Annotated in this window: 23 protein-coding genes; 18 read left to right on the top strand and 5 right to left on the bottom strand. The window is 43.4% G+C overall.

Translation table 11 applies throughout. From position 1 onward, the window contains the following. Positions 1-50 precede the first annotated feature (50 nt). Positions 51-962, top strand: a complete 912-nt coding sequence (locus MKY99_RS07680) for a carbohydrate ABC transporter permease (RefSeq protein ID WP_339269703.1) — start codon at positions 51-53, stop codon at positions 960-962. 103 nt (positions 963-1,065) lie between these two features. Beyond that, positions 1,066-2,028, top strand: coding sequence for a family 43 glycosylhydrolase (locus tag MKY99_RS07685; protein WP_339269705.1), 963 nt, complete (start codon positions 1,066-1,068; stop codon positions 2,026-2,028). 95 nt (positions 2,029-2,123) lie between these two features. Here MKY99_RS07685 and MKY99_RS07690 read toward each other — a convergent pair whose 3' ends face one another. Both MKY99_RS07690 and MKY99_RS07695 read right to left on the bottom strand, forming a co-directional pair. Continuing rightward, positions 2,124-2,936 (bottom strand): ABC transporter permease subunit, encoded by an 813-nt coding sequence (locus tag MKY99_RS07690; protein ID WP_339269707.1) that lies wholly within the window; start codon positions 2,934-2,936, stop codon positions 2,124-2,126. Further along, positions 2,933-3,820 carry an ABC transporter ATP-binding protein gene (locus MKY99_RS07695; RefSeq protein WP_339271540.1) on the bottom strand — a complete coding sequence of 296 codons (888 nt, stop codon included), beginning with the start codon at positions 3,818-3,820 and terminating at the stop codon, positions 2,933-2,935. The genes MKY99_RS07690 and MKY99_RS07695 overlap by 4 nt, the downstream gene beginning before the upstream one ends. A gap of 211 nt (positions 3,821-4,031) precedes the next feature. Here MKY99_RS07695 and MKY99_RS07700 point away from each other — a divergent pair, with 211 nt between their 5' ends. Beyond that, the gene (locus MKY99_RS07700; RefSeq protein WP_339269709.1) at positions 4,032-4,586 is read left to right on the top strand and encodes a TetR/AcrR family transcriptional regulator; all 555 of its coding nucleotides are present in this window, start codon (positions 4,032-4,034) and stop codon (positions 4,584-4,586) included. Positions 4,587-4,618: 32 nt separating this feature from the next. Here the strand turns inward: MKY99_RS07700 and MKY99_RS07705 are convergent, their stop codons facing one another. After that, entirely contained in the window at positions 4,619-6,115 is a 1,497-nt protein-coding gene (locus tag MKY99_RS07705) for an amidase (RefSeq protein ID WP_042186059.1), read from the bottom strand. A gap of 216 nt (positions 6,116-6,331) precedes the next feature. On the opposite strand from MKY99_RS07705, the gene MKY99_RS07710 reads away from it, so the two are divergent. After that, the gene (locus tag MKY99_RS07710) at positions 6,332-6,799 is read left to right on the top strand and encodes a MarR family transcriptional regulator (RefSeq protein ID WP_042186061.1); all 468 of its coding nucleotides are present in this window, start codon (positions 6,332-6,334) and stop codon (positions 6,797-6,799) included. A gap of 75 nt (positions 6,800-6,874) precedes the next feature. Here MKY99_RS07710 and MKY99_RS07715 read toward each other — a convergent pair whose 3' ends face one another. Further along, entirely contained in the window at positions 6,875-8,506 is a 1,632-nt protein-coding gene (locus MKY99_RS07715; protein ID WP_339271542.1) for an MDR family MFS transporter, read from the bottom strand. Between the two features lie 217 nt (positions 8,507-8,723). Between MKY99_RS07715 and MKY99_RS07720 the strand changes: the two genes are divergently transcribed. The 8 genes from MKY99_RS07720 to MKY99_RS07755 all read left to right on the top strand — a co-directional run bounded on the left by MKY99_RS07720 (position 8,724) and on the right by MKY99_RS07755 (position 16,398). Continuing rightward, positions 8,724-9,245, top strand: coding sequence for a MarR family transcriptional regulator (locus MKY99_RS07720; protein WP_052404196.1), 522 nt, complete (start codon positions 8,724-8,726; stop codon positions 9,243-9,245). A gap of 151 nt (positions 9,246-9,396) precedes the next feature. Further along, positions 9,397-10,164 (top strand): metallophosphoesterase family protein, encoded by a 768-nt coding sequence (locus MKY99_RS07725; RefSeq protein ID WP_339269711.1) that lies wholly within the window; start codon positions 9,397-9,399, stop codon positions 10,162-10,164. A 115-nt stretch (positions 10,165-10,279) separates the two neighbouring features. Continuing rightward, entirely contained in the window at positions 10,280-11,317 is a 1,038-nt protein-coding gene (locus MKY99_RS07730) for a helix-turn-helix domain-containing protein (RefSeq protein ID WP_339269713.1), read from the top strand. A 3-nt stretch (positions 11,318-11,320) separates the two neighbouring features. Continuing rightward, a complete protein-coding gene (locus MKY99_RS07735) occupies positions 11,321-12,583 on the top strand; it encodes an FAD-dependent oxidoreductase (RefSeq protein WP_339269715.1) in 1,263 nt (420 codons plus the stop codon). 377 nt (positions 12,584-12,960) lie between these two features. Then, positions 12,961-13,878 carry a DUF5692 family protein gene (locus tag MKY99_RS07740; protein ID WP_042186069.1) on the top strand — a complete coding sequence of 306 codons (918 nt, stop codon included), beginning with the start codon at positions 12,961-12,963 and terminating at the stop codon, positions 13,876-13,878. Between the two features lie 611 nt (positions 13,879-14,489). After that, positions 14,490-14,672: a hypothetical protein gene (locus tag MKY99_RS07745; protein ID WP_339269717.1), complete on the top strand. Its 183-nt coding sequence runs from the start codon at positions 14,490-14,492 to the stop codon at positions 14,670-14,672. A 41-nt stretch (positions 14,673-14,713) separates the two neighbouring features. Continuing rightward, on the top strand, positions 14,714-14,884 hold the full coding sequence (locus tag MKY99_RS07750) for a hypothetical protein (RefSeq protein WP_339269719.1): 171 nt from the start codon (positions 14,714-14,716) through the stop codon (positions 14,882-14,884). 128 nt (positions 14,885-15,012) lie between these two features. After that, positions 15,013-16,398, top strand: coding sequence for an MATE family efflux transporter (locus tag MKY99_RS07755; protein WP_339269721.1), 1,386 nt, complete (start codon positions 15,013-15,015; stop codon positions 16,396-16,398). A gap of 210 nt (positions 16,399-16,608) precedes the next feature. On the opposite strand, the gene MKY99_RS07760 is transcribed toward MKY99_RS07755, so the two are convergent. Next, positions 16,609-17,472, bottom strand: a complete 864-nt coding sequence (locus MKY99_RS07760) for a type II CAAX endopeptidase family protein (RefSeq protein WP_339269723.1) — start codon at positions 17,470-17,472, stop codon at positions 16,609-16,611. Between the two features lie 567 nt (positions 17,473-18,039). Between MKY99_RS07760 and alaS the strand changes: the two genes are divergently transcribed. From alaS to mltG, 6 genes are all read left to right on the top strand, one after another. Continuing rightward, the gene (gene alaS, locus MKY99_RS07765) at positions 18,040-20,673 is read left to right on the top strand and encodes an alanine--tRNA ligase (RefSeq protein ID WP_076300047.1); all 2,634 of its coding nucleotides are present in this window, start codon (positions 18,040-18,042) and stop codon (positions 20,671-20,673) included. A gap of 316 nt (positions 20,674-20,989) precedes the next feature. Then, positions 20,990-21,265: an IreB family regulatory phosphoprotein gene (locus MKY99_RS07770; RefSeq protein WP_042125473.1), complete on the top strand. Its 276-nt coding sequence runs from the start codon at positions 20,990-20,992 to the stop codon at positions 21,263-21,265. Continuing rightward, complete coding sequence (gene ruvX / locus MKY99_RS07775) at positions 21,265-21,681, top strand: Holliday junction resolvase RuvX (RefSeq protein ID WP_042193474.1); 417 nt, start codon at positions 21,265-21,267, stop codon at positions 21,679-21,681. The genes MKY99_RS07770 and ruvX overlap by 1 nt, the downstream gene beginning before the upstream one ends. Before the next feature lie 13 nt (positions 21,682-21,694). After that, positions 21,695-22,003 carry a DUF1292 domain-containing protein gene (locus tag MKY99_RS07780; RefSeq protein WP_038569507.1) on the top strand — a complete coding sequence of 103 codons (309 nt, stop codon included), beginning with the start codon at positions 21,695-21,697 and terminating at the stop codon, positions 22,001-22,003. Further along, entirely contained in the window at positions 21,996-22,304 is a 309-nt protein-coding gene (locus MKY99_RS07785; protein ID WP_339269725.1) for a DUF1292 domain-containing protein, read from the top strand. The genes MKY99_RS07780 and MKY99_RS07785 overlap by 8 nt, the downstream gene beginning before the upstream one ends. A 176-nt stretch (positions 22,305-22,480) precedes the next feature. Continuing rightward, complete coding sequence (gene mltG / locus MKY99_RS07790; RefSeq protein WP_339269727.1) at positions 22,481-23,530, top strand: endolytic transglycosylase MltG; 1,050 nt, start codon at positions 22,481-22,483, stop codon at positions 23,528-23,530. Positions 23,531-23,540 lie beyond the last annotated feature (10 nt).

The raw sequence follows: 23,540 nt of genomic DNA on the forward strand, positions 1-23,540 counted from the left end.
CTTGAGAACTAATTGATTAACAAGGAAATGGAAAAGGTAGGTGTACTAAAATGTCAAATCAGGCGGTAAATGGCCTAGATAATCGTCCAGTTGTAAATAGACCAGGCAAAGTAAAAGGATCATCCAATGTTAGCATTTCAAAATATGTATCATATGCTTTTTTGCTTATCCTTTGTGTGATTTGGATTATTCCAGTAATATTCGGGATTTCCACGTCTTTTAGATCACAAACGGAAGTGGTTTCTTCAGGCTTTAGACTATTTCCTGAAACATGGGTATTTGAGAACTATGTTACGATTCTGAACAATACTTCTACAGCCCCAATTCTACGTTGGTTAGGCAATTCATTGTTTATCGCTACAACTCATACGATCCTGGTCGTTATTGTGATTTCGATTACAGGCTTTGGTTATACCCGTATTAACTTTAAAGGAAGAGACACACTGTTCTTTACTTTGTTAGGGATCTCCTTTTTCCCGGGTGTAGTTAACTTAATTCCTTCTTACAAAATTATCGATTCCTTGGGCTGGGTGAACACTTCTTGGGCAATGATTATTCCCGGTCTTGCGGGTATGGGGAATATCTTCTTGGTCAGACAGTTTATGAACGGTATCCCAAAAGAATTAGATGAGTCTGCAAAAGTTGATGGTGCTAGTGACTTTAGAATTTTTGCGCAAATTATATTGCCGTTAGTTAAGCCGATTCTGATTGTTTGCGGATTGTTCTCCTTTACGGGATCTTGGAATGACTTCCTCTGGCCGGTTATCGTGTACACAGATGTAGACAAAATGCCAGTCACAGCTGGGTTGCTCTTGCTACAAGATATCTACGGAAACTATCGTATGATCGGGCAATTAATGGGGTCGGCAATCTTGGCGATCGTTCCAACCCTACTGTTATTTATATTTGCTCAAAAATACTTCGTTCAATCTATTAACTTGAATTCAGGTATTAAAGGGTAGATCAAATGAACATAGCTTAAATACACCTTGCCTTCTTATAAGGAAGGGTGTGTTTTGGTGACCCATAAAATTAAAAATAAAGAGAGATATAGGAGTTGTCATCATGAGAGAATTCAATGCGAAAAATCCGCTTATTGAGCAAAGGGCAGATCCATGGATCTATAGACATACTGATGGTTATTATTATTTCATAGCTTCGGTTCCGGAGTTTGATAGAATCGAGCTTCGTCGTTCTGAATCCATTCAGGGATTAGCTGAGGCTGAGGGTAAGACCATTTGGCTTAAGCATGAAACAGGCTTAATGAGTGCCAATATTTGGGCGCCCGAGATTCATTATATTGATGGAAAATGGTACGTGTATTTTGCAGCTGCACATACCTCCGATACGAAAGATGGCTTATTTGATCATCGCATGTTTGCCATAGAAAACTCATCCGTAAATCCATTAGAAGGGGAGTGGGTGGAAAAGGGTCAAATCAAAACGAAATGGGAATCCTTTGCCCTGGATGCAACCACTTTTGAACACAGAGGGGTTAGATACTACGTATGGGCACAAAAGGATCCTGATATCCCTGGTAATTCTAATATGTATATCTCTGAAATGGAAAATCCTTGGACGTTAAAAGGAGAGCAGGTGTGCATCACCACGCCTGAATATGATTGGGAAAAAATCGGCTTCCTGGTGAATGAGGGTGCGGCAGTTCTTAAGCGAAATGGACGTATTTTCATGACTTTCTCGGCAAGTGCAACAGATCATAACTACTGTATGGGGTTGTTAACCGCTGATGAGGATAGTGATTTAATGGATCCGAAATCATGGGTCAAAACACCAGAACCTGTGTTTACAACTTCTGAAGAAAACGGTCAATATGGACCGGGACATAATAGCTTTACAGTCTCAGAAGATGGCAAACAGGATATCCTAGTGTTCCATGCTAGAAGCTATAAGGAAATTGTGGGAGACCCATTATATGATCCTAATCGGCACGCGCGTGTGCAAGTGATCCAGTGGAATGAGGATGGAACGCCAAACTTTGGTGTCCCTAGACCTGATACGAAATCTTAAAATAATGCTTCTCTAGTGTGAAGAAGCTTAGTATATTCTTCTATATGAAAGAGGGACGCTCCAGTAGCCACATGCTATTGGAGCGTCCCTTAATCCTATAATGGAAGATCCCGTCGTCTGAACAGTTCGATCCCTATGGCAAAAGCGAGAATACCGATCAACAGTAACCAACTAGAAACCTGAATAATCTCCACGTTTCCTTGAACGATTTTATCAGGCTGATAGAAGGAGAACAAGGTCAGGTAACGTAACCCCTCCAGTTTATCGCTTATTTTGCCTAGCAGATCCAGAGTGAAGAATCCGAAGGTGATAGCGCCGGAAATTCCAAGCGCTTTTTTCTCATCATTACAAACCGAGGATACGAGAAAAGCAAGTCCCCCCACGGCAAAAAACAATAAAAACGCTACGCTATTCAGCTGAGCGAATCGGCCGCTATTAAATTCATATTCACTGCCGAGGAACCATGCTTTACCTAATAATCCGGCGAGTGTGGTTACGCCCATAATCAGGAGCAATGCTGTTGTGAGTACAAGCGCCTGCGTGGTAGCTACTTTTCTCCGCGTAGTTGGTGCTATCAGAAGATAAGCCATAGAGCCACGATCCACAAGTCGAGCCATGAGCTGCGTCGACATTTGTACACATACAATGGATAGAATCAGTACCAGAATAAGTCCATAATATTCTCCTGAGATAAAAGCCTCAGCACTGGTAAATCCGCTGTTTAATCCAAAGGCTTTACCTACACCTTCCGGCATAGCTTTAATGAGGTCATCAATGGCTTGTGTGCTTCCGGCGATCCCTGGATACAGCCAGATCATAAACAGAATATAGAAGGCAGAACCGAAGGCGTAATTCATAATGCCTTTGAGGTTCACCCTCATCATTTCTTTATAGAGTGGAAGATTCATTGCACGGCCCCCTCACGGTCATAATAGTCCATGAAAATGTCCTCTAGATTCTGCGTGAACACATCCATACTGCGGATATTATATTTCCCGGTCTCCTGAATGAATCGATCGTAATTACCCTGAACGGCAATGCGGACCATATTCCCTTCACGAGCTTCCACCTGCAGGCCGGAGGCGGCGAATTGTTCTGCATCCTCGCGACTCGCGAAAACAACCTCAAACAGCTTCCGCTGCATCGATTGCAGTTCATGGATATTTTTTATAGTGATGATACGTCCGTCTTTAATGATCGCAGCTCGGTCACAGGTGCGCTCAATTTCTTGAAAGCTGTGAGAGGACATTAGAAATGTGGTTCCGGCTGCTTTTTCCTCCAATACGAGATCTATAAATACCTTTTGCATAAGCGGGTCGAGTCCCGAGGTTGGTTCATCCAGAATAATAACTTCAGGATTGTGCATGAAAGCTGCGACAATACCGACTTTTTGTTTCATTCCCTTTGACATTTTGCGGATCGGAGTTGAGGCATCAAATTGCAGTCGTTCAATGAGGCGGTCACGTTTAGTAGTGTTCTTCATCCCTTGCATGCCAGACATGAATTTAAGGAAAGAAATGCCTGTCATCCCGTCAAAAAAGTTGATTTCACCGGGTAGATAGCCGATATGCTTCTGGACTGTACCCTGTGCTTTCCATACATCAAGTCCATGGATGCTCGCATTACCTTTGTCCGGCTTCATAAATCCCATGATATGTCTTATGGTCGTAGATTTACCCGCGCCATTAGGCCCCAGAAACCCAAACACCTCACCTTTATTTACGGTAAACGTAACATCTTCGATTCCCTTGCCATTCGAAAATCGTTTGCTTAAGCCTTCAACTACAAGCATGCCGCCACCCCCGCTGCAAAATAATGAACTATTACTAATTGGATATTTCATATGTTATATTATTCCTAGTGAATAGTGAAGTCAATGGAATTATGAAATAATTGATAATAAATATTTCATTAAATTTAAATAAGCGCACTATATAATGAAGTTAAGGGTGAATAGCATGAATGGATTTGAGAAAAGAGCCGCTCAAATAAAATTCAAAATTATGAAGACTACGATGGAAATGCTCAAGAGCTGTGAGCCCAAACGTCTCCGGATCGCAGACATTGCGAAAGAAGCAGGTGTCTCACAGGTGACGATTTATAATTATTTTGGCAGCAAGGAAGCGCTGCTTGGTGAGTCCTTTAAGGATTTTATAGAGAAGGCGATTCGCGAATTTGAAGATTACATTCATGGAGAGCATTCTCTAAAAGAGATTATTGAATACATTATGACGATGGAGAGAGAAACCTACAGTTCATTGTCTCCCACGACTGTGAAGGAGCTTATGATTGAGGATCAGGACATGTTTCATTATCTTGAAGAACGGTATACAAACGACGTTTTACCATTGATGGTTAAGATGGTGGAGGATGGCAAAGCACGAGGAGAAATTTCAAATAAAGTATCCACCAAAGGGATTCTTTCATTTATGGGAATGTACATGCGAAGTTCGGGGGAAATGCTAGATGAAGCCAGCAAACAAGAAGACATAGATGCCTTTCTGGAGGAAGCCATCCATCTCTTCTTCTATGGCATTTGCGGGCGGGAGCAGGAGTAGCGTGAGCTTTGCAATCTGTTCCCTCTAATTCATCATGGAAAGAGCGGATTCCCTGTCATCCCTACCCACAGCTCGGATTGTTCAAGATGGGCTGCAAGCTGAAGCAGTAAATCTTCCCGGCCTTTAGCAGCCATTACCTGTACCCCCAACGGTAGACCCTCTTGCGACATATGGACGGGAACGCTCATAGCTGGCTGACCCGTCAAATTGGCGAGCTGGGTGAACGGTGTGTAGGTTAGGCTTGGTTTAAACATAGCGTAAATCATTCGCTCTTGTTCCTCTTTCGGCAACTCATGTACATGCAGCAGTTTTTCGATTTCAGCAGAGCTATGCGTTAACTCGCCAATCTTAGGAGCTGAATCCGCATTTGTTGGTGTGATATACAGATCGTAGCGGTTAAGCAGACCTGCCATTTGAGCGGCTGCAATATCCCATTCATCCAGACTATGCACAAATTCTGCCGCAGAGACTTTTCTTCCGGCTTCCCCAAGGACCCAAGTAACGATATCGACTTCACTGGAAGTAATGGAACGTCCCATCATTTTTTCCAGCGATACGAACATCGCTGCCACTTCGCCAGTATTCATTGTATAGTAATTCTCCATCAGCCTAACACCATTTACTGGACTTAGCTTTTCTTCAACTTCATACCCCTCAGCTTCGAGCCATTTTACAGTTTTGAGCACAGCAATGACTGCTTCATTCGTTACAGGAGTGCCTACTGGAGAAGCTGTTGTGAACGCTATGCGCAGTTTTCGCTGTGCTGGCTTGAATAGATCGTCTAAATAGACGCCCGGATATAGAGGTGTTTGAAAAGCAGCCTCTGGCTGCACAACCTGTAGTAGATCCAGCATGGCAGCACTATCGCGTACGGACCTTGTCAATGCAAAGTCAATAGAAGCGCCTTGCCATTGACGACCGACACCTGGTCCTACTGGAGTACGTCCACGGGTGGGCTTCAGTCCGAACAAGCCGGTGAACGAGGCAGGGATACGGATCGAGCCGCCACCATCACTAGCACCCGCTGCCGGAACAATACCAGAAGCTACAGCTGCAGCTGCACCACCACTTGAACCGCCGGGGGAATATTCGGGATTCCACGGATTACGTGCCGGGCCATGAAGGACGTTCTCGGTAATGTTTTTGAGGCCGAATTCTGGTGTATTCGTATGTCCAAGCGGAATAAATCCGCCGTTTCTGATTCGTGCTACGTAGTTCGAGTCACGTCTGGCAATATTGTCTTTCATAAGCAAGGCACCCGAAGTAAGAGGTTCTCCAGCGATAGCTTGGGAGATATCCTTGAGCAGAAAAGGAACGCCGGCAAACGGGCGAGTGCTATCATGAACAGGCATATCGTCAGCTTCCTTAAGAGCAGCTTCTCTACGAGTGCGCACGACTGCATTAAGAACTGGATTGACTTCATCGAGCCGAGCGAAAGCGGCTTCGACAAGCTCACGAGGGGAGACTTCACGTGCTTTGACAAGCGAAGCAAGCCCTAGAGCGTCATATGTAGAATAAGAAAAGGACATGATAGATAACCTCTTTCGAATAGGCGTGAATTGCCTGTATTTTATATATAACAATGTATCATTTATCGTCAGTAAAGGACGACCAAGCCCTTTCTTCTGATCCCATTATACATCTCGATAGTAATGATTTGAAAATGGATATCTGACATCTATCAATTCTTTTTTAAGCTCGATTAGGCTATACTTAGTGTTAAATGGATCTTATGGGGTGTACTGATGAACGAAGATAAATATCAGAATGTTGATGGACTAATGGAAGCTTTCCAGCAATTTGCCAGGATGAATTGGCGTAAAACTACAGTCTGGGGATTGAAGCCAAGTGAGGTTCGGATGTTGGTTTCTTTAAAGCTCGGCAAGGAACGGGAAGGGAAGAAGGGCCAGACCGTATCAGATATCAGCAAGTTTCTTAAAGTCACTTCTCCTACGGTTACACAGATGGTCAATAGTCTGATTGCACAGGGATATGTAGTGCGTTCTGCCGATGCCCAGGATCGCCGAATCAGTGAGATCACGCTTACGGAAAAAGGAGAGCATTTGGCCGAAATGGCCGTGACGAAATCCCGAAATACCTTTAAAGGCATGATAGATTATATGGGTAGAGAAAAGACAGATTCGTTAATGGAGCTGTTAAACGAAGTCTACGATTATTTCGAAGAATTGAACGATCAACCAACCGAATCCTAATCTCCTTCACATAAAAAAGAGATGCCGCACAGCCAAAGCTGTTTACGGACATCTCTAATGTATATTTATTTGTGATTAATGTGCAGCAGGTACTGACTTTTCAAGGTTTTTGCCTTCGCTTTTTCCCTCTGCAGTTACCTCTGTTTTTTTCTCACCACTTCGTAACGGAATCTCTTTAAGGAACAGGACAAGCAATGCTGCAATGACTAACAGTGCCGTGCCGCTTAAGAATACAACCGTCAGAGAATCGCTTAGTGCGTTCCGCAGCATCTCAATCAATTGATTGAAGAGCGGCTGGATTTGCTCTGGCAGCGTTGTGTGCAGTTCCTTCAGCTTAGGCTGATCTAGCAGCATTTGCGGATTCATAAATGCGGAAAGTTGTTTAGCGGATTCAGGGTCAAGCTTGGTTAAATCTGGACCCTTGCCAGAGGACACTGCTGCCTCTAGTTTATTCGTTAATGAAGTGTTCATGATGGTACCCATAATAGCGATACCGATGGTTCCACCTAAATTACGGAACAAAGTATTTGTAGCAGTAGCAACCCCTAGCATGGAGGGAGCTACAGCATTTTGTACGGTTAAGGTAAAGACAGGCATCGATAGTCCTAAACCAATCCCGAAGACAATCATGCTGACTACGGCCATCGCAATGTTGCTCATAAAGGCCATTATGATCATGGCTACAACCATAAATGGCATACCCATCAGGGCATAACGCTTGTATTTACCTGATTTGGAGATCCATCTACCCACGAGCGTACTAAGTACAATCATTGCCAGTGACATTGGCATATTAATGAATCCCGAGTTGGTTGGGGAGACACCTTCTACACCTTGGACAAAAAATGGCAGATAGATCATTGCGCCCATCATACCGGCATTCATCAGGAAGCCGACAACCATGGAGATGGTTACGATGGAATTCTTAAATAAGGATAATGGCAATACTGGACTTTTAGCTTTTCGTTCAATCAGAATTAAAATAATAACTCCGAGAATAGATGCCCCGAACAAGCTGAGAATCTCTGGGGAACCCCATTCATATTTTGTACCCGCCCATGAAAAGCCGAGCAAGAGTGCAACAATGGTAAGGGAAAGGAAAATGGAGCCTAAGTAGTCAATGGATTCTGAAGTGGAGCGTGCAGTTTTAGGGAACATTTTCCAAATCATAAAGAAAGCCACGATACCGAAAGGCAAGAAGATCCAGAAGATCCATTTCCAAGCCATGTGATCCACCATGAAGCCCCCAAGGGTAGGACCAATTACACTAGAGAATCCAAATATGGCCATCATAATTCCAGTCCACTTGGCTCTCTCTCTAGGAGCGAACAAATCACCTACAGCGGTTACGGTAGCCGACATTAGAATCCCGCCGCCAAGACCTTGAATCCCGCGATAAGTGATCATTTGGAAAATATTTGTCGACAATCCGGACAGGAAAGCGCCTATAATAAAAATAACGATCCCCGCTAAGAGGAATGGTTTTCTTCCATAGATATCGGATAATTTGCCGACAAGTACGGTAGCGATTGTAGAGGTGAGCATATAGATGGTAATTACCCAAGTATAATGTTCAATGCCTCCTAACATCGCAATAATTCGGGGCATTGCAGTACCCACAATGGTCTGGTTGATTGCTGCGAAAAACATAGCCGCCATTAAAGCAATCATAATTGTAACTTTTTTCTTTTGCGAAAGATGCTCCAGAGCTGTTCCTCTCCTTTAAGTTCTATATATTGTAGTTTGGGAATTCATGTCTTAATAATTAGGTAGCCAAACTATCATTTATGTATAATACACAAATTCATCATTTAGCACAACTGTTTAATTATTTAATTTTTATGGAAACAGAATGTGATTTGGACTTGATTTTTTGGAAATAGGTAAGTAATCTAATTAGATTGAGTTAAATTGGAGGTGCCCTATGGATACTCAAAATAGTCAAGAGCAAAAGCTAATTATAGCCTTTGAAAATATTAAACGTTTGACCTCTCGTCCGTCCTCAAAGGAAGTGATTTCGTATAGAGAATTTATGATGATGTATGTCATAAACAATTTAATGAAGCGAAAGAAGCTTTCAGACGAAGTCGAAGAGCAGCAGGGAGTCATGATTTCTAGATTAAGCGACTTGCTCCAAATTAGCAGACCTACTGCGACACAAATGGTTAACAGTTTGGAGGAGAAGGGTTACGTGGTGCGAACAACGTCCGATACCGATCGGCGGGTTGTATATATTGGTCTGACGAATAAAGGGGAGCAGATTTATGATTCCCAGATGGCTACTTTTTCAGGTATTTTAAGTGAAGTTACGGAAAAGGTGGGTAAGAAAGAGATCGACCAGTTGATTTTTCTATGTGATCGTTTTCAAGAAGCGGTGCATGAAGTCAGAAGCCGCCAGCTTTTTACTCAATCCGATGAAGATCCACTCGTTATGGATTCCGTATAGCGACCATTACAAAAAAAAAGATATTTCGGTGCCTCTGCCCGGAACGTCTTTTTTTAATTATAAGAAAGTATAAGTTTCGCGATATACTTTATCCTTATAATTCTCGCATAAACGCTCACCGTCCTTTAAAGGACGCCGAAGGCGTTTTAGCTTGCAGCATCCAGAGCAAGGAGGAATTACAATCAGAATATTAGCGATTAGCGACATTCACGGAAGCTATTCCGAATTCAACGCATTATTAAAAAAAATAAACTATCGGCCATCCGAGGACAAGCTCATCCTGATGGGGGATTATGTGGATAGAGGTCTCAATAGCAAAGGAATTGTGGATCAAGTTATGGCCCTAAAGCGGGAATGGGACGTCACAGTTCTAAAAGGCAATCATGATAAAATGGCCTATGACGCGCTCACCAGCGAGGATGATAAACTGGATACGCATTGGCTAAACAACGGTGGTTTGTATACATTGATGAGCTATTGCGAGGCGGATTCTGACTTTTTTAAAGTGGATTTTGGCTGGCATGATTATATGCTGCTGAAAGAAGAAATTAGACAGAAATACAAACATCATTTGGATTTTCTAAGTTCGTTGCCACTTTATCATGAGACGGAAGACCATATCTTTGTCCACGCAGGCATTAATCCATTAATAGAGGATTGGAAGCAGCAGGATCCATATGATTTTATCTGGATCAGAGAGCCATTTTATACGAATCCTGTAGTTAGCACTGACAAAACGGTTATTTTCGGTCATACCTCGACGATGGATCTACATGATTCGGAAGACATCTGGTTTAGTCCGCTGGGCGATAAGATTGGTGTGGATGGTGGATGTGCCTATGGTCAACGTCTGAACTGTTTGGAGATTTCCGGTGGGGCATACAGCACACATTTTGTTCGGAATGGGGAGAAGCCTTGAGCTGTCTCTCCTTTTTTAAAATAATAGAAAGTATAAGTTTTTCACCTATCCTTTGTAGAATAGCACTGTATTTAACGCCAACTATGTATAAAATAAAGAATAGGGGGTGTAATAGATGAATGCAAACAACAAATATCATATCCTCATGCAAGGAACTGTCAGCAACAATGTGAGCGAAACCTGCAAGGAGTTTGGCATATCCCGGACGATCTATTATCAGTGGTGTAAAGCTTACCAAGAGCAGGGGATGGATGGACTGGCAGAGAAGGAACGAAAGCCGGTAATGCCTAATAAAGTGGATAAGCGAACGGAAAGATTGATCTTACAATACGTTGCCAAATTCCCTGAAGATGGACCCAAGCGAATCTTTTACGAACTGCAGGATGAGGGTGTGAACATAGGGGAGTCAGGTATTTATAATGTGCTGCGTCGAAATGGACTTAGTAAGAGAATAGAACGGGAGGCTTACGCCAAAGAAGTTAAAGCAAAGAAGCGGGACGGCGCGCAAGCGGCTAACAGCAGAGGGTGTAAAGAGAAATCCAAACCTCTGGACTATAGGATGAAAAATCCGGAAAATGCTCATCCCGGGTATATGTGCCAACAGAGTATTAGCTATATGGGAGTGTTCCCAAGGGTAGGAAAGGTGTATCAATACGTGGTCTACGATGCCTATTCCAGATTAGGCTTAGTTAAGCTATATAATCGGAAGTCCGCCATTCATTTTATCGATTTTATGGATTTGAAGGTCATCCCATTGATGAAGACCTTAGAATTCCAAATTAATAATCTGGTTACGAACAAGAGTCGTGAATTTACTACGAACTGGGATAGAGGTAAACATAAATACAGCGATTTTTTACATAAGAACAACATAAATCAAGTAGCTATTACTGCAGATCAGACAGAAGTATTTCAGCCCTTACAGCAATTTGCAGCGGTGTTGACGAAAGAGTTCTATCAGCAGGCTTGGTTGGATGATACGATTGATTCCTTTGAGACTTTAGAAAAGCGTTTACACGAATATTTGAGGATCTATAACTTCAGCAGGGTGATCACAGACGGACCTAATCAAGGTAAAATACCATCGGATGTCGCACTTGAGTATGCAGGTCAGCGTGAGACCTTGCCATTATGGTTATTTACAAGGAGATAACGGATGATGACTAATATGAAGTATGAAGACAGGATAGGGATCATCGGTGCAGGGATTTCTGGGGTTTCAGCTGCCTACCAACTAGCGAAAAAAGGATATACTCATATTACTCTCCTTGAGAAGTCGGACCGAGTAGGTGGCAAGTGCCACTCCATCGAATACAAAGGGAAAACTTATGAAATGGGAACTCTAATCGGCTTGCCAACTTATAAACATACGATAGAACTCATGAGAGAGTTTGATCTTATGGACAAGGGGCCACTATTGGAACGGGGATTTTTTGATACAAATGGGCAAAAAACTACTCAGATTCCTATGGACCAAATTCAGATGTTTACCCAAGAATTCAAACGGTTGCCAGATATTTTGAAACGTTATAAGTCACTACAAGAACCGGGTTTTCTACACTTACCGGCAGATCTATGTCAGCCCTTTTCAGATTGGTGTACGGAGAATGAGCTATCTGTAATTGGGCAGGTATATATGCATTACTTCAATACTTTTGGTTTTGGGAGTATTCAGGATGTGCCGGCCGCCTATGTATTGAAATTTCTTACTTATGATAATTTATTATCCTTTATTGAGATCACTCACATGATAACCTGGCCTAAGGGAGTTACTGAACTCATTAGAAGAATGGCCGACCAAGTAGAGGATCTGCGTCTGACTTGTGAAGTGCTACATATGGAGCAAGAGGGAAATGGTCAAGTTCGGGTGGAAACAAACCAGGATATCTTTTATTTTGACAAGGTTATTTATACTGCTTCCTTAGAGCATCTGGGCGATATGATTCACTTATCTTCGGTAGATAGAGCATTGTTTGAGTGTATAATCTATGAACGGTTTCGGGTATATGCCTACAGAGTGAAGGGGTTGCCGGAGCTTTCTGGATATATCCCCTGCAATATGAATCCTGAACGCAAGGGACATATGATGGCATGGTATTACAGGTGGGCAGATATGGGAACAACGGATCTAGTTACGGTTTATGTAGCGGAGAATGATGAGATGACAGATCTCGAGATGAGGGAAAAGGTAGAAAATAAACTTCGCGAGCTTGGCGGCGAGAATATCCGTCTGTATATGATGAAGCGCTGGAAGCAGTTCCCCCATGTAGATTCTAATGCGATCCGTGAAGGCTTCTATGAACGGCTTGATCAAATGCAAGGAAGAGATAAGATCTATTATGCTGGAGAAATTATGAATTTTCCTACACTGGAGAACTGTATCGTATATTCGAAATACTTAGTTGAAAGATTTTTTTGATAATGCGTGAGTAGTAAGCCTTGTCCACAAAGAAATTTGTCGGCAAGGTTTTTTGTATTGCATAAAGTATATATTTTGGGCCCCCCGCAAAGTACCTGAGTAAGCATTAAAGCAAAACTCCACTTTGTGGGGGATATTTTACGTTCGAGTTAGGTTTACAGTTTGTAGTTCTGTAGACATAGTTTCTAATAGATTCCCTTACTTGGGGTAGGACCTTGGATGAAATCCAGTCCTATTGATGTGTAAACTCAACTCGAAATGAGACTATGAAAACCTTGATAAATCAACGTTTTGAGCGGTTTGATCGTTCGAAGGAGGATGGGATATATTGGACTCAAGACATAGCTTATATACAAAATATGAAGGAGGAATACATTATGTTTTTATTCGAATCGATTCCTTGGTACTCTGCTCTAATGTGGTTAGTGGTACTTGCAGGATTAATGATTTTCAACGAAATAGCTCGAAGAAGCAAGTGGTTCTCAATCATTCTGTTTATCGTTGTCCCTATTGTTCTTACTATAGCGGTCTGGCCGAATACGGCAGGCGAAGGCTCCAGTACTGGAACATGGTTTCACTGGGTAAAAGTATATTCTGCCTTGGCAGGATGTATAGGGTTTATGGCTATCCGTTATGTTAAGGGATGGGACAAAAATAAATATATATTAATGTTCCCGGCGATTATCCTTGCAGTTAACATTCTTGAAGCAGTTATCCGTGATTTCCAAGTGTACAGCTTGCAAGGCATGGTGGATGGCGTAATGATGGTAGGTGGTCCTTGGAACATTATGAACGGGATCGCAGGTATTCTGAACATTATTACGATTTCTGGTTGGATGGGTATCGTTATTAGTAAAGACAAGAGTAAGGATATGTTGTGGCCGGACCAGCTGTGGTTCTGGATCATTGCTTATGACATTTGGAACTTTGCCTATGTATATAACGCAGTTTCTGACCATTCCTTCTATGCAGGTGCAGCTCTTCTGATCTCTTGTACAATTCCAGCATTCTTCTTCAAAAAAGGAGCATGGCTACAGCACCGTGCACAAACCTTGGCGATTTGGATGATGTTTACAATGTCGTTCCCGGCGTTTGTTGGCGATTCAAAGTTCTCCGTACAATCTTCTCACAGCGAAACGGCACTTTGGGTTGTGAGTGCATTATCTTTAGCAGCTAATATTGCAGTGTTTGTCTATCACTTCTATAAAATTACCAAACATAAACGCAATCCGCTTAAGGTGGAAGTGTATACAGATTTAGCAGCTTATAAGACGATTGCCGAGAGTGCAAAATAATAGAAGGCTTAATAGTTTCTTTAAGAATCCGCGCCTAGCGCGGGTTTTTTTTATGGAATAGAATTTATAAAATTTCGAGATTGCGGAGAAATGTGAAATGAATTTATGGGATGGCCTATATTCAACTAGTGGACATGGGGAGCCCTGTTATTAATTAAGCACACGCCTCTTTGGGATGTATAACGTGCCGAGCGGACCTTATATCCTTCGAAATACATGTTTTAGTCAAACTTACGGACAATTGTATGCGAAAAACTGAACACAATGTGCCGACGGTAACGTAAACGAGCCAAATGTATGCGGAAAACCGAATACAATGTGCCGACGGTAACGTAAGCGAGCCGAATGTATGCGAAAAACCAAATACAATGTGCCGACGGTAACGTAAACGAGCCGAATGTATGCGAAAAACCAAATACAATGTGCTGATGGTAACGTAAGCGAGCCAAATGTATGCGAAAAACCGAATACAATGTGCTAATGGTAACGTAAGCGAGCCAAATGTATGCGGAAAACCGAATACAATGTGCCGACGGTAACATAAGCGAGCCCAATGTATGCGAAAAACCAAATACAATGTGCCGACGGTAACGTAAACGAGCCAAATGTATGTGAAAAACCGAATACAATGTGCCTACGGTAAAGTAAGCGAGCCAGCGCCGTTATCCGCCCCAAGTCACCTCGGAATGGGCTTGTTATTAGGGAATAAGTGCAATATGGTTCGTCTCTCGGAACCTCACTACGAAGGTGTATATGGATACGATTATGGAATTACGGATGTATTCAGCTTGTAACTCTACCTCCAAGAAAGCCGTCAGGCGTTTTTCTTGCGTAAATGCAAAGATCGATCATAATCATCAAGCATAACGCAATCCGCTTAAAGACTTTTGCCAATACTTTTGATGAACGAATGATTCTATGGTCTGATGGTCTGAAGCTGCATAATTCTGATGAAGTTTATTTTCTCCAAATATGTGAAGGGCAGTTGCTGTTTTTTGACTCCTGATTAAAGACTTAAAGGTGTATCTATAGTAAACTGAATGTAAAGTGCCCACGGTATAATGGGTATAATTTGTTGAAAAGCTCTTCGGATGAAGAGTTTTTTCCATTTTACAGAAAAGAATGTGATATGTTATGCAGCTTCGGGCTAGTCTTCAGAAGAAAAGATTGCTGGAGAAATATCTTTCTGGGGAGGGGATGGATTATCGGCAAATTATAGCTTTATTTATTCCAATTCTGATTGACCAGGCCTTCATTATTGGACTTAATCTGGTAAATACCGCAATGATCAGCTCGTCCGGGATGGCGGCGGTCAGTGCAGTGAATATGGTGGATTCGCTGAATATTTTTCTGATCAATGTGTTTGTGGCGGTTGCAACCGGGGGGACAGTGGTAGTCGCGCAGTATAAAGGGAGCGGAAACGACCGGATGGTGTCCCAGGCTACGGCGGCTTCGGTCGCTTCGGTGTCGCTGATCGCTTTGGGAATCGGTCTGCTCCTGATGGGCTTCCATACTCCTATATTGAACCTTTTGTTCGGAACCGCCTCACCCGAAGTGCTGGACAATGCCCGCATCTACCTGATCGGCAGCAGTATTTCATATCTGGGCATCGCGGTGGTTCAGGCGGTATGCGGAGCTCTGCGAGGTGTGGGCAAGACACGGGCTTCTTTGATGCTGTCGCTCATCATGAACCTGCTGTATGTTATCTTGAACGTGGTCTTCATTAACCTGTTGCACATGGGTGTGCTGGGGATGACGCTTGCGATTAATATCGCGCGGTATGCAGGTATGGTTTGTGCCCTGGTGTATCTGTTCAAGGTGGATACGGCCCTGCGGGTGCGTTTTCGTGACCTATTCCGAATCCCTCTGACCATGCTGAGGAGAATCATGTTCATCGGCGTGCCGTTCGCAGCGGAGCAGATGTTCTTCAACGGGGGGAAACTGCTCACTCAGGTGTTTATTGTCAGCCTAGGCACTTATGCCATTGCGACCAATGCCATTGCCGGCTCGCTGGCTCTGGTGTTTCAAATTCCAGCCAGCGCGCTGTCGCTTACTATTGTAACGGTGGTCGGCCAATGTATTGGGCGGGGGAATGTCTCTGAAGCCAGAAAGTTCATCAAGTCCTTTCTCTGGATCGGGTCCGGCTCTTTGGCGTTGATCGCCTTGATTCTGATGCCGCTATTCCACCCGCTGGTATCGATCTTTTCCCCACCTTCCGAGATCATTGATGATCTGTTTGTGGTGCTGCTGGTGAATTCCATTGCCCAAGTTCCGCTGTGGGCCATCAGCTTTATTTTGCCGTCCGCACTGCGGGCAGCAGGAGATTCCCGCTTCACCTCAATTACCTCAATGCTGACGATGTGGCTGTTTCGGGTGATTTTTGGATACATCCTTGGGATCGTACTGGGCTACGGTGTCATGGGTGTCTGGCTGGCGATGAACTGCGAGTGGGCCGTTCGCGGGGGCATTTTTCTTTGGCGCTTCAGGGGCGAAAAGTGGTTTGCACACAAGCTGATTTAGAATTGTTATTAAGGATACGTACTGCCTGCGCCAGCTGACGGAAACGTAGCTCTTTTATATTAAAAACGTAAATATACAGCACAGGGCAGCGATTCTCATATTTACTTGAGAATTGCTGCCCTCCGTTTTGGTTATCGACTGCTTGCTTTAGCTGATTATGTTTACAATTGGGTCAGTCGCGATTCTAGAAAATTCTCCGATTCCATTTATTCAGCTTGGCACTGCCCCCTCTGATTTCTGTGCTCGGAATTCCTTCCTTTTGAAACAAATTAAAAGACAAGTCAGTAACAACAAACAGATTAAAGTTGCTGTATGAGTAAAACTACTATTCCAAAACATAATCTGAACATTCATTAAGGAATGGACGCCAATCACGAAAAATAGATTCTTGGTTAAGACATAGAGTAATGAGAATATGACCCCTAGAATTACTAGTACGATAAAATCATAAACAAAATCCATTCCGACTAATCCTGAATAGATCCGATTTGGGATATGTATAGCGGCAAAGATGGATTGTGAGATAAGCATTGCACAACCGATGCGTGAAGTATGGTTATTGACTTTTTTTAATAAGAGATAGATTTGAACTAGCAGAAAGCCCCGAAACAAAACTTCTTCCAGTAAAGCATTTCCGAAAATCTGACCCAGGAATTCACCAAAGACGACGTTCGAATTCGTGAAAATATCATTATTGAATGTTAAACTTGAGTGAGTCAGTAATGTCATACCTAAATCAACAATGTTAATTGCGAGCCAAAATAGAAAAGTGCCGATAAGTCCTGCTAATAATGTATTCCTTTTTAACCCCAAATCCCTCAGCGATAATTTAGCTATTGTACATAAGAAAATAACCACTTCTAACACAAGACCGAACAGATTTGCAGCTAACGTTTCGTTGATCCATCCGTTTGTGCTTTCGGCAATAACGCTTAAAGTTCCATTTGCAAAAAGGACAAGGTTAACCGTTAGAGTGAAGAGAATATGAATAAAAATGAGACTGACGATAAAGCGTATTGATGTAGGCTTAACTTTAACAATCGATAGCTCCTCAGTTACTTTATTGCGCAGCATGATTTGTAATCCTCCTTAGGTTTTACCCGAGCATTGCGTATTCTAGAGTATTATTTATAATACATAATTTTCCAAATACTATCTGAGATTTACTATATTCTTTAAGTGCCCGAGTTCACCATTACAAAAATCATATATTCTCACGTTATCCTTAACTCCTCCTCAGATTGACAGATGAAGGGGCACTGGCTATACTTGAAATGTTAAAATGTAAATCGGATAAAACGTTGATGAAAATGAAGTACGCCGGAGGATGGCTTGATCAGAGAACAGGTTCCTTTACGAAAGCATTTCGTAATGGCTGTGAGAACCTTGAAGACAGGCCGGTGGAAAGCTAATTTCGGAGTGTGAGATCACAAACTCACCGGGGGCACCCGTTATCAGCCGCGACAAGGCGATCGCCCTTTAACTTTCCCGTAAATTGGGTCAAGGCGATAACCAGGGTGGTACCGCGATATTAATCGTCCCTGAATTATTCAGGGGCGTTTTTTTGTTTTTATTTTTTAAAAAATTTGTACAATCTGGCGCATGAGCCGAATTAAAAAGATGAGACGGGAGCTGTAAACAATGAAAGCAAGTGAAATTCGTTCCAAATGGCTTAAGTTTTTTGAAAGTAAAGGTCACAAGATTGAACCTAGTGCATCTCTCGTACCGCATAACGATCCTTCGCTGTTGTGGATCAACGCAGGTATGGCACCGCTGAAAGCATACTTCGATGGCCGTGAGATTCCTGAGAATCCGCGCCTGACGAACTCGCAGAAATGTATTCGTACCAATGATATCGAGAATGTAGGGAAGACACGCCGTCACCATACATTCTTCGAAATGTTAGGTAACTTCTCTATCGGCGATTATTTCAAAGAAGAAGCTATCACATGGGCTTGGGAATTCTTGACTGGCAAGGAGTGGATCGGCTTCGATCCAGAACGTATCTCCGTAACTGTGTATGCTGAGGATGAAGAGGCATTCAAGCTGTGGAATGAAAAAGTGGGCTTGCCAGCAGAACGCATCATTAAGCTGGGAGATGAGAACTTCTGGGATATCGGCGAAGGCCCTTGTGGTCCTTGTTCGGAAATCTTTTATGACCGCGGCGAAGCTTATGGTAGCGACATGAGCGATCCAGAAATGTATCCGGGTGGAGAAAACGAACGTTGGCTCGAAGTATGGAACCTTGTGTTCTCACAATTCAACCATAACAAGGATGGCAGCTATACGCCGCTTCCGAACAAGAACATTGATACCGGTGCTGGACTGGAGCGTTTTGCATCCATTCTTCAAGATGTAGATTCCAACTTCGATACCGATTTGTTCCAACCGATTATTCAAAAAACAGCTGAGCTTGCTGGTGTAACATATAAAGATAATGTTGAGCAGGATATCGCGCTTAAAGTTATCGCTGACCATGTGCGTACCGTTACTTTTGCCGTAGGGGATGGAGTACTTCCTTCTAATGAAGGTCGTGGTTATATTATCCGCCGTTTGCTACGCCGTGCTGTTCGTTACGGAAAGACCCTGGGTCTGGATCGTCCGTTCCTGCATGAGTTGACGGAAACCGTTGGTGAGATTATGGGTGTGTATTATCCATCCGTTGTCGAGAATCGGGAATATATCGCCAAGATTATCCGTACAGAAGAAGAACGTTTCCATGAGACATTGTCTGATGGATTGGCTATCTTGGGTGAGATCAGCGCTAAAGCAAAAGCAGATGGGCACAGCACGATTGCTGGAGCTGATGCATTTAAGCTATATGACACTTACGGATTCCCATTTGACCTGACTGAAGATTTCGCAGCAGAGCAAGGATTAACTGTAGACCGTGAAGGCTTCGATGTCGCTATGCAAGAACAGCGTGATCGTGCAAGAGCTGCACGTCATGACGGTGGCAGCATGAAGATCCAAGGTGGCGCATTAGCGGATCTGACGGTTAAAAGTGAATTTGTTGGATATAATGACTCGGTAACAGAGTCGAAAATCATGGCTATTGTTGTGGGTGATGAATTGGTCGATACCGCTGGCGAAGGCGTAGAGTGCCAAGTAATTCTTGAAGCAACACCGTTCTACGCTGAAAGTGGTGGACAAGTAAGTGACACAGGTCTGCTTACTGGCGGTTCAGTTACAGCTAAGGTAAAAGGATTGTTCAAGGCTCCACATGGTCAACATGTACATTTGGTAACTGTGGAAGCTGGAGAATTGAAAGTAGGCGAATCGGTTCGCGCTGAAGTGGATCGTGCACAGCGTGAAGATATCGTGAAGAACCATACAGCTACTCATCTACTGCATAAAGCGCTCAAAGAGGTTCTTGGCGGTCATGTCAACCAAGCAGGATCTTTAGTAGAAGGTGCACGTTTACGGTTTGACTTCTCCCACTTCGGAGCGATTACACCGGAAGAACTAAGCGACATCGAGCATCGTGTGAATGCACAAATTTGGCGTGGCCTTGATGTAGTCATTGAGAACAAGCCAATTGACGAAGCTAAGGCTATGGGCGCCATGGCATTATTTGGTGAAAAATATGGCAATATTGTCCGTGTCGTTCAAGTCGGCGATTACAGCCTTGAGCTTTGTGGTGGATGCCATGTATCCAACACGTCTCAAATTGGAATTTTCAAGCTGCTTAGTGAAAGTGGTATTGGTTCCGGAGTGCGCCGTATCGAAGCGGTGACTGGACGTTACGCTTATCAGTTCACTGAGAGCCAACTGGATCTGCTCAAGCAATCTGCGGGTCTACTGAAGTCTTCTCTGAACGACGTTCCAAAACGGATTGAAGCATTGCATAACCAAGTGCGTGAGCTTTCGCGTGAGAATGAATCCTTGCAATCTAAGCTGAGCGCAACATTTGCCGCTGAACTAACAAGCAGTGTGAAGACGGTTGGTGCAGGTACACAGCTTCTTGCTGTTGCTGTTCAAGCAGGAAATATGGACGCTCTGCGTTCTACTGCAGATGAATTGAAATCCAAGCTCCCGGATGCTGTACTTGTTCTGGGTGCTGCCATGGACGACAAGGTGAACTTTGTTGTAGCTGTACCACAGGATCTGGTGAAGAAGGGCTTCCACGCTGGTAAGATCGTTAAAGAAGTCGCAGCAGTATGCGGTGGCGGCGGTGGCGGACGTCCAGATATGGCACAAGCTGGTGGTAAAGATGCCTCCAAGCTTGGCGAGGCACTGGCTAAAGCAGAAGAATTAGTCGCTTCCCTAGCATAAATAAAAATTACGAAACTATTTCTTATTTTAAACGTATTACGAAAAAACATAGCGGTACTGAGAGTTTGACATCAGTACCGCTACTCTTTATTAACAGGTGGTTAGATTTTCATGAATAGTTGTGCTTGACAATAGCTTAAAAGCCAAAAATATCATTATTTTTGTAGAGGAAATGCCAAAAAAAGCGTTATTCCACGCGCAGGATTTCCTCGTTGGGCTATGAATATGTTATGATAAAGGAAGCAAGTGAGCTGCACAGTAGCAACTTTGCGAAGCCGCCCTTTTAGGGTGATTTTGCAGAAGGAAGGTGTCACAAATGGACTCCATGGACAAAACGGTCAAATTCAATGTGAAGGGCGACGAAAAGGAAGCTTCTCCCCAGGAAATATTGCTCGCTGTATACGATGCACTGGTGGAGAAAGAGTATCATCCGATCAATCAGATCGTAGGGTATCTACTTTCCGGAGACCCAGCTTACATTCCGCGTCATAACAATGCGAGAAGTTTGGTCCGGAGAAAAGAACGTGATGAGCTGATTGAAGAGCTGGTTAGATTCTACCTCGTCAATCACAAGGTGGATAATCCCAGATGATGAAGAAGTTAGGATTGGATTACGGCGACCGTAGAATCGGTGTAGCCACAAGCGATGTTTTTGGATGGACGGCACAAGCTCTTGAAACGATTGAGCGCCGCGGTACTGGTAATGAGTTCGAACGTATTCGTGAACTTGTTACGGAGCACGAAATTGGAGAGATTGTCGTTGGTCTACCGAAGAATATGAACGGCTCAGTAGGACCCCGGGGCGAAATCTGCATAGAGTTCGCTGACAAGCTACGGGAGCAATTTGCAATGCCCGTACACCTTTGGGATGAGCGTCTGACGACGGTATCCGCAGAGCGGGTGCTGATTGAAGGGGACGTCAGCCGGAAGAAACGCAAAGGGATTGTGGACAAAATGGCTGCAGCCCTGATTTTGCAAAATTTTTTGGATGCTAACAGTAAAAGGTGAGGGGTGCGAGGATATGACAAACGAACAGATTGGCCAAGAGGAAGAACCGGAAATTATCTATATTCCTGATGAGGAAGGTAATGAAGAGGAATTCGAGGTCATTATGAAGTTTGAGGTTGATGGCTCGGACGCTAAGTACATGATGGTGGTTCCGCTTGATTCCGAGGACGAGGAAACCGATGAGGTTTATGCGTTCCGTTATGTGGAAGAAGGCGACGATCTTCAATTGTTCATGATCGATAATGACGAGGAGTGGGCGATTGTCGAAGAGACTTTCAACACACTGGTTGACGAGTTGGACGGAGGATCTGAGAATGATTGATGTATCCGCTGATCAAGCGGTATGGACTTCGCGGCTTAAGGAAGCCTATGGAGAAACAGTAGAACTGGAAGATGAGCAGGGCAAGTCTTCCATTTACGATATTATCGCCGAATTTGAAGTCGGTGGTATTGGCTATGCGGTGCTGAAAGGCACCGGTAAAGACGTGGAATATGAAATTCTGCGTATCGTTGTCTCTCCTAACGGACTTCCGGAACTAGAGAACATCGTGGACGATGAAGAGTGGGAAGACATCTCTGAGCTATATGATGAGATGACTTTTCCAGTGGACGATGCAGAATAAACTTTAAACATGTACGTTACATTTATGATGAGTACGGAAGAGGGCGGAGAATTCCGCGCTCTTTTTGCTTGGAATACGATCAATATAATTAATACAACAATCATGATCATGAAATATGTATTGAATTTTAAGTAGTACACTTTTATACTTTATAGTCGGAAAGTGAGGAACCTGACTTGAAATCCGCAATCCGTACTGTGCTTATTGTTATTCTTTTGCTGGTAGCAGCAGGAGGCGGAGGCGCTTGGTACATTTGGAACGGAATGCAGCCGGTAGAACCTGCAGGACCTGCCGTAACAATTACGATAGAGAAGGGCATGGGCAGCGCGGAAATTGCTGATCTGCTCGAACAAAATGGCATTATTAGGAACAGTCTTTTTTTTAAGGGATATTTGAAATGGACCAAAGAAGGTTCCAGCTTCAAAGCTGGTACTTATGTTGCTAGTCCAGGAGACACCTATGACGAGCTCATCGAGAGGCTAAATGCGGGTGATGTTGTTAAGGAAGAGACCGTAACTTTTACGATTCCGGAAGGATATACTACTGAGCAGATTGCCAAGAAGCTTGCTGAGGCTTGGAATCAGGATGCTGCTATTTTTCTCGAAATAATGGATACCGGTGCGGGCTTGAAGGCAATTGATGTTCTAGGTATCCCACAGAATAAGAACCTTCGTCATCGGCTTGAAGGGTATTTGTTCCCTGAAACGTATGAACTAGCCAAGGATAGTACACCGCAGGAAGTTGTAGAGGCATTATTGGATCAGTTCCAGAAGAAACTGGACACGATTCCGAATTGGAAGCAAAAGCTAGAAGCACGTGGAATGACACTTCATGAGCTGTTGACAGTGGCCTCGTTAGTCGAGCGTGAGGTTGTGGTAGATAGTGAACGACCACTAGTTGCTGGCGTGATTTATAACCGCTTAAAGAAAGAGCAGAAGCTGGAGATTGATGCTACGGTTCAATATTTGCTCGACAAACAGAAGGAAAGACTGTTATATAAAGATTTGGAAGTTGACAGTCCTTATAATACGTATAGAAATATTGGGCTTCCTCCGGGACCTATTAGTAATCCGGGGCTGGCCTCCATTCAGGCGGCACTTGAACCTGAGGCATCTGAATACTACTTCTATGTGACTAAGAAAGATGGTACACAGGGCCATTTGTTTGCTAAGACCTACAAGGAACATTTAGCCAATATCGAAAAAAGTAAGCAAGAATCGAAATAAAATATTAAAA

The sequence above is a fragment of the Paenibacillus sp. FSL R5-0470 genome, from assembly GCF_037975205.1.
Classification (GTDB): Bacteria; Bacillota; Bacilli; order Paenibacillales; family Paenibacillaceae; genus Paenibacillus_AQ.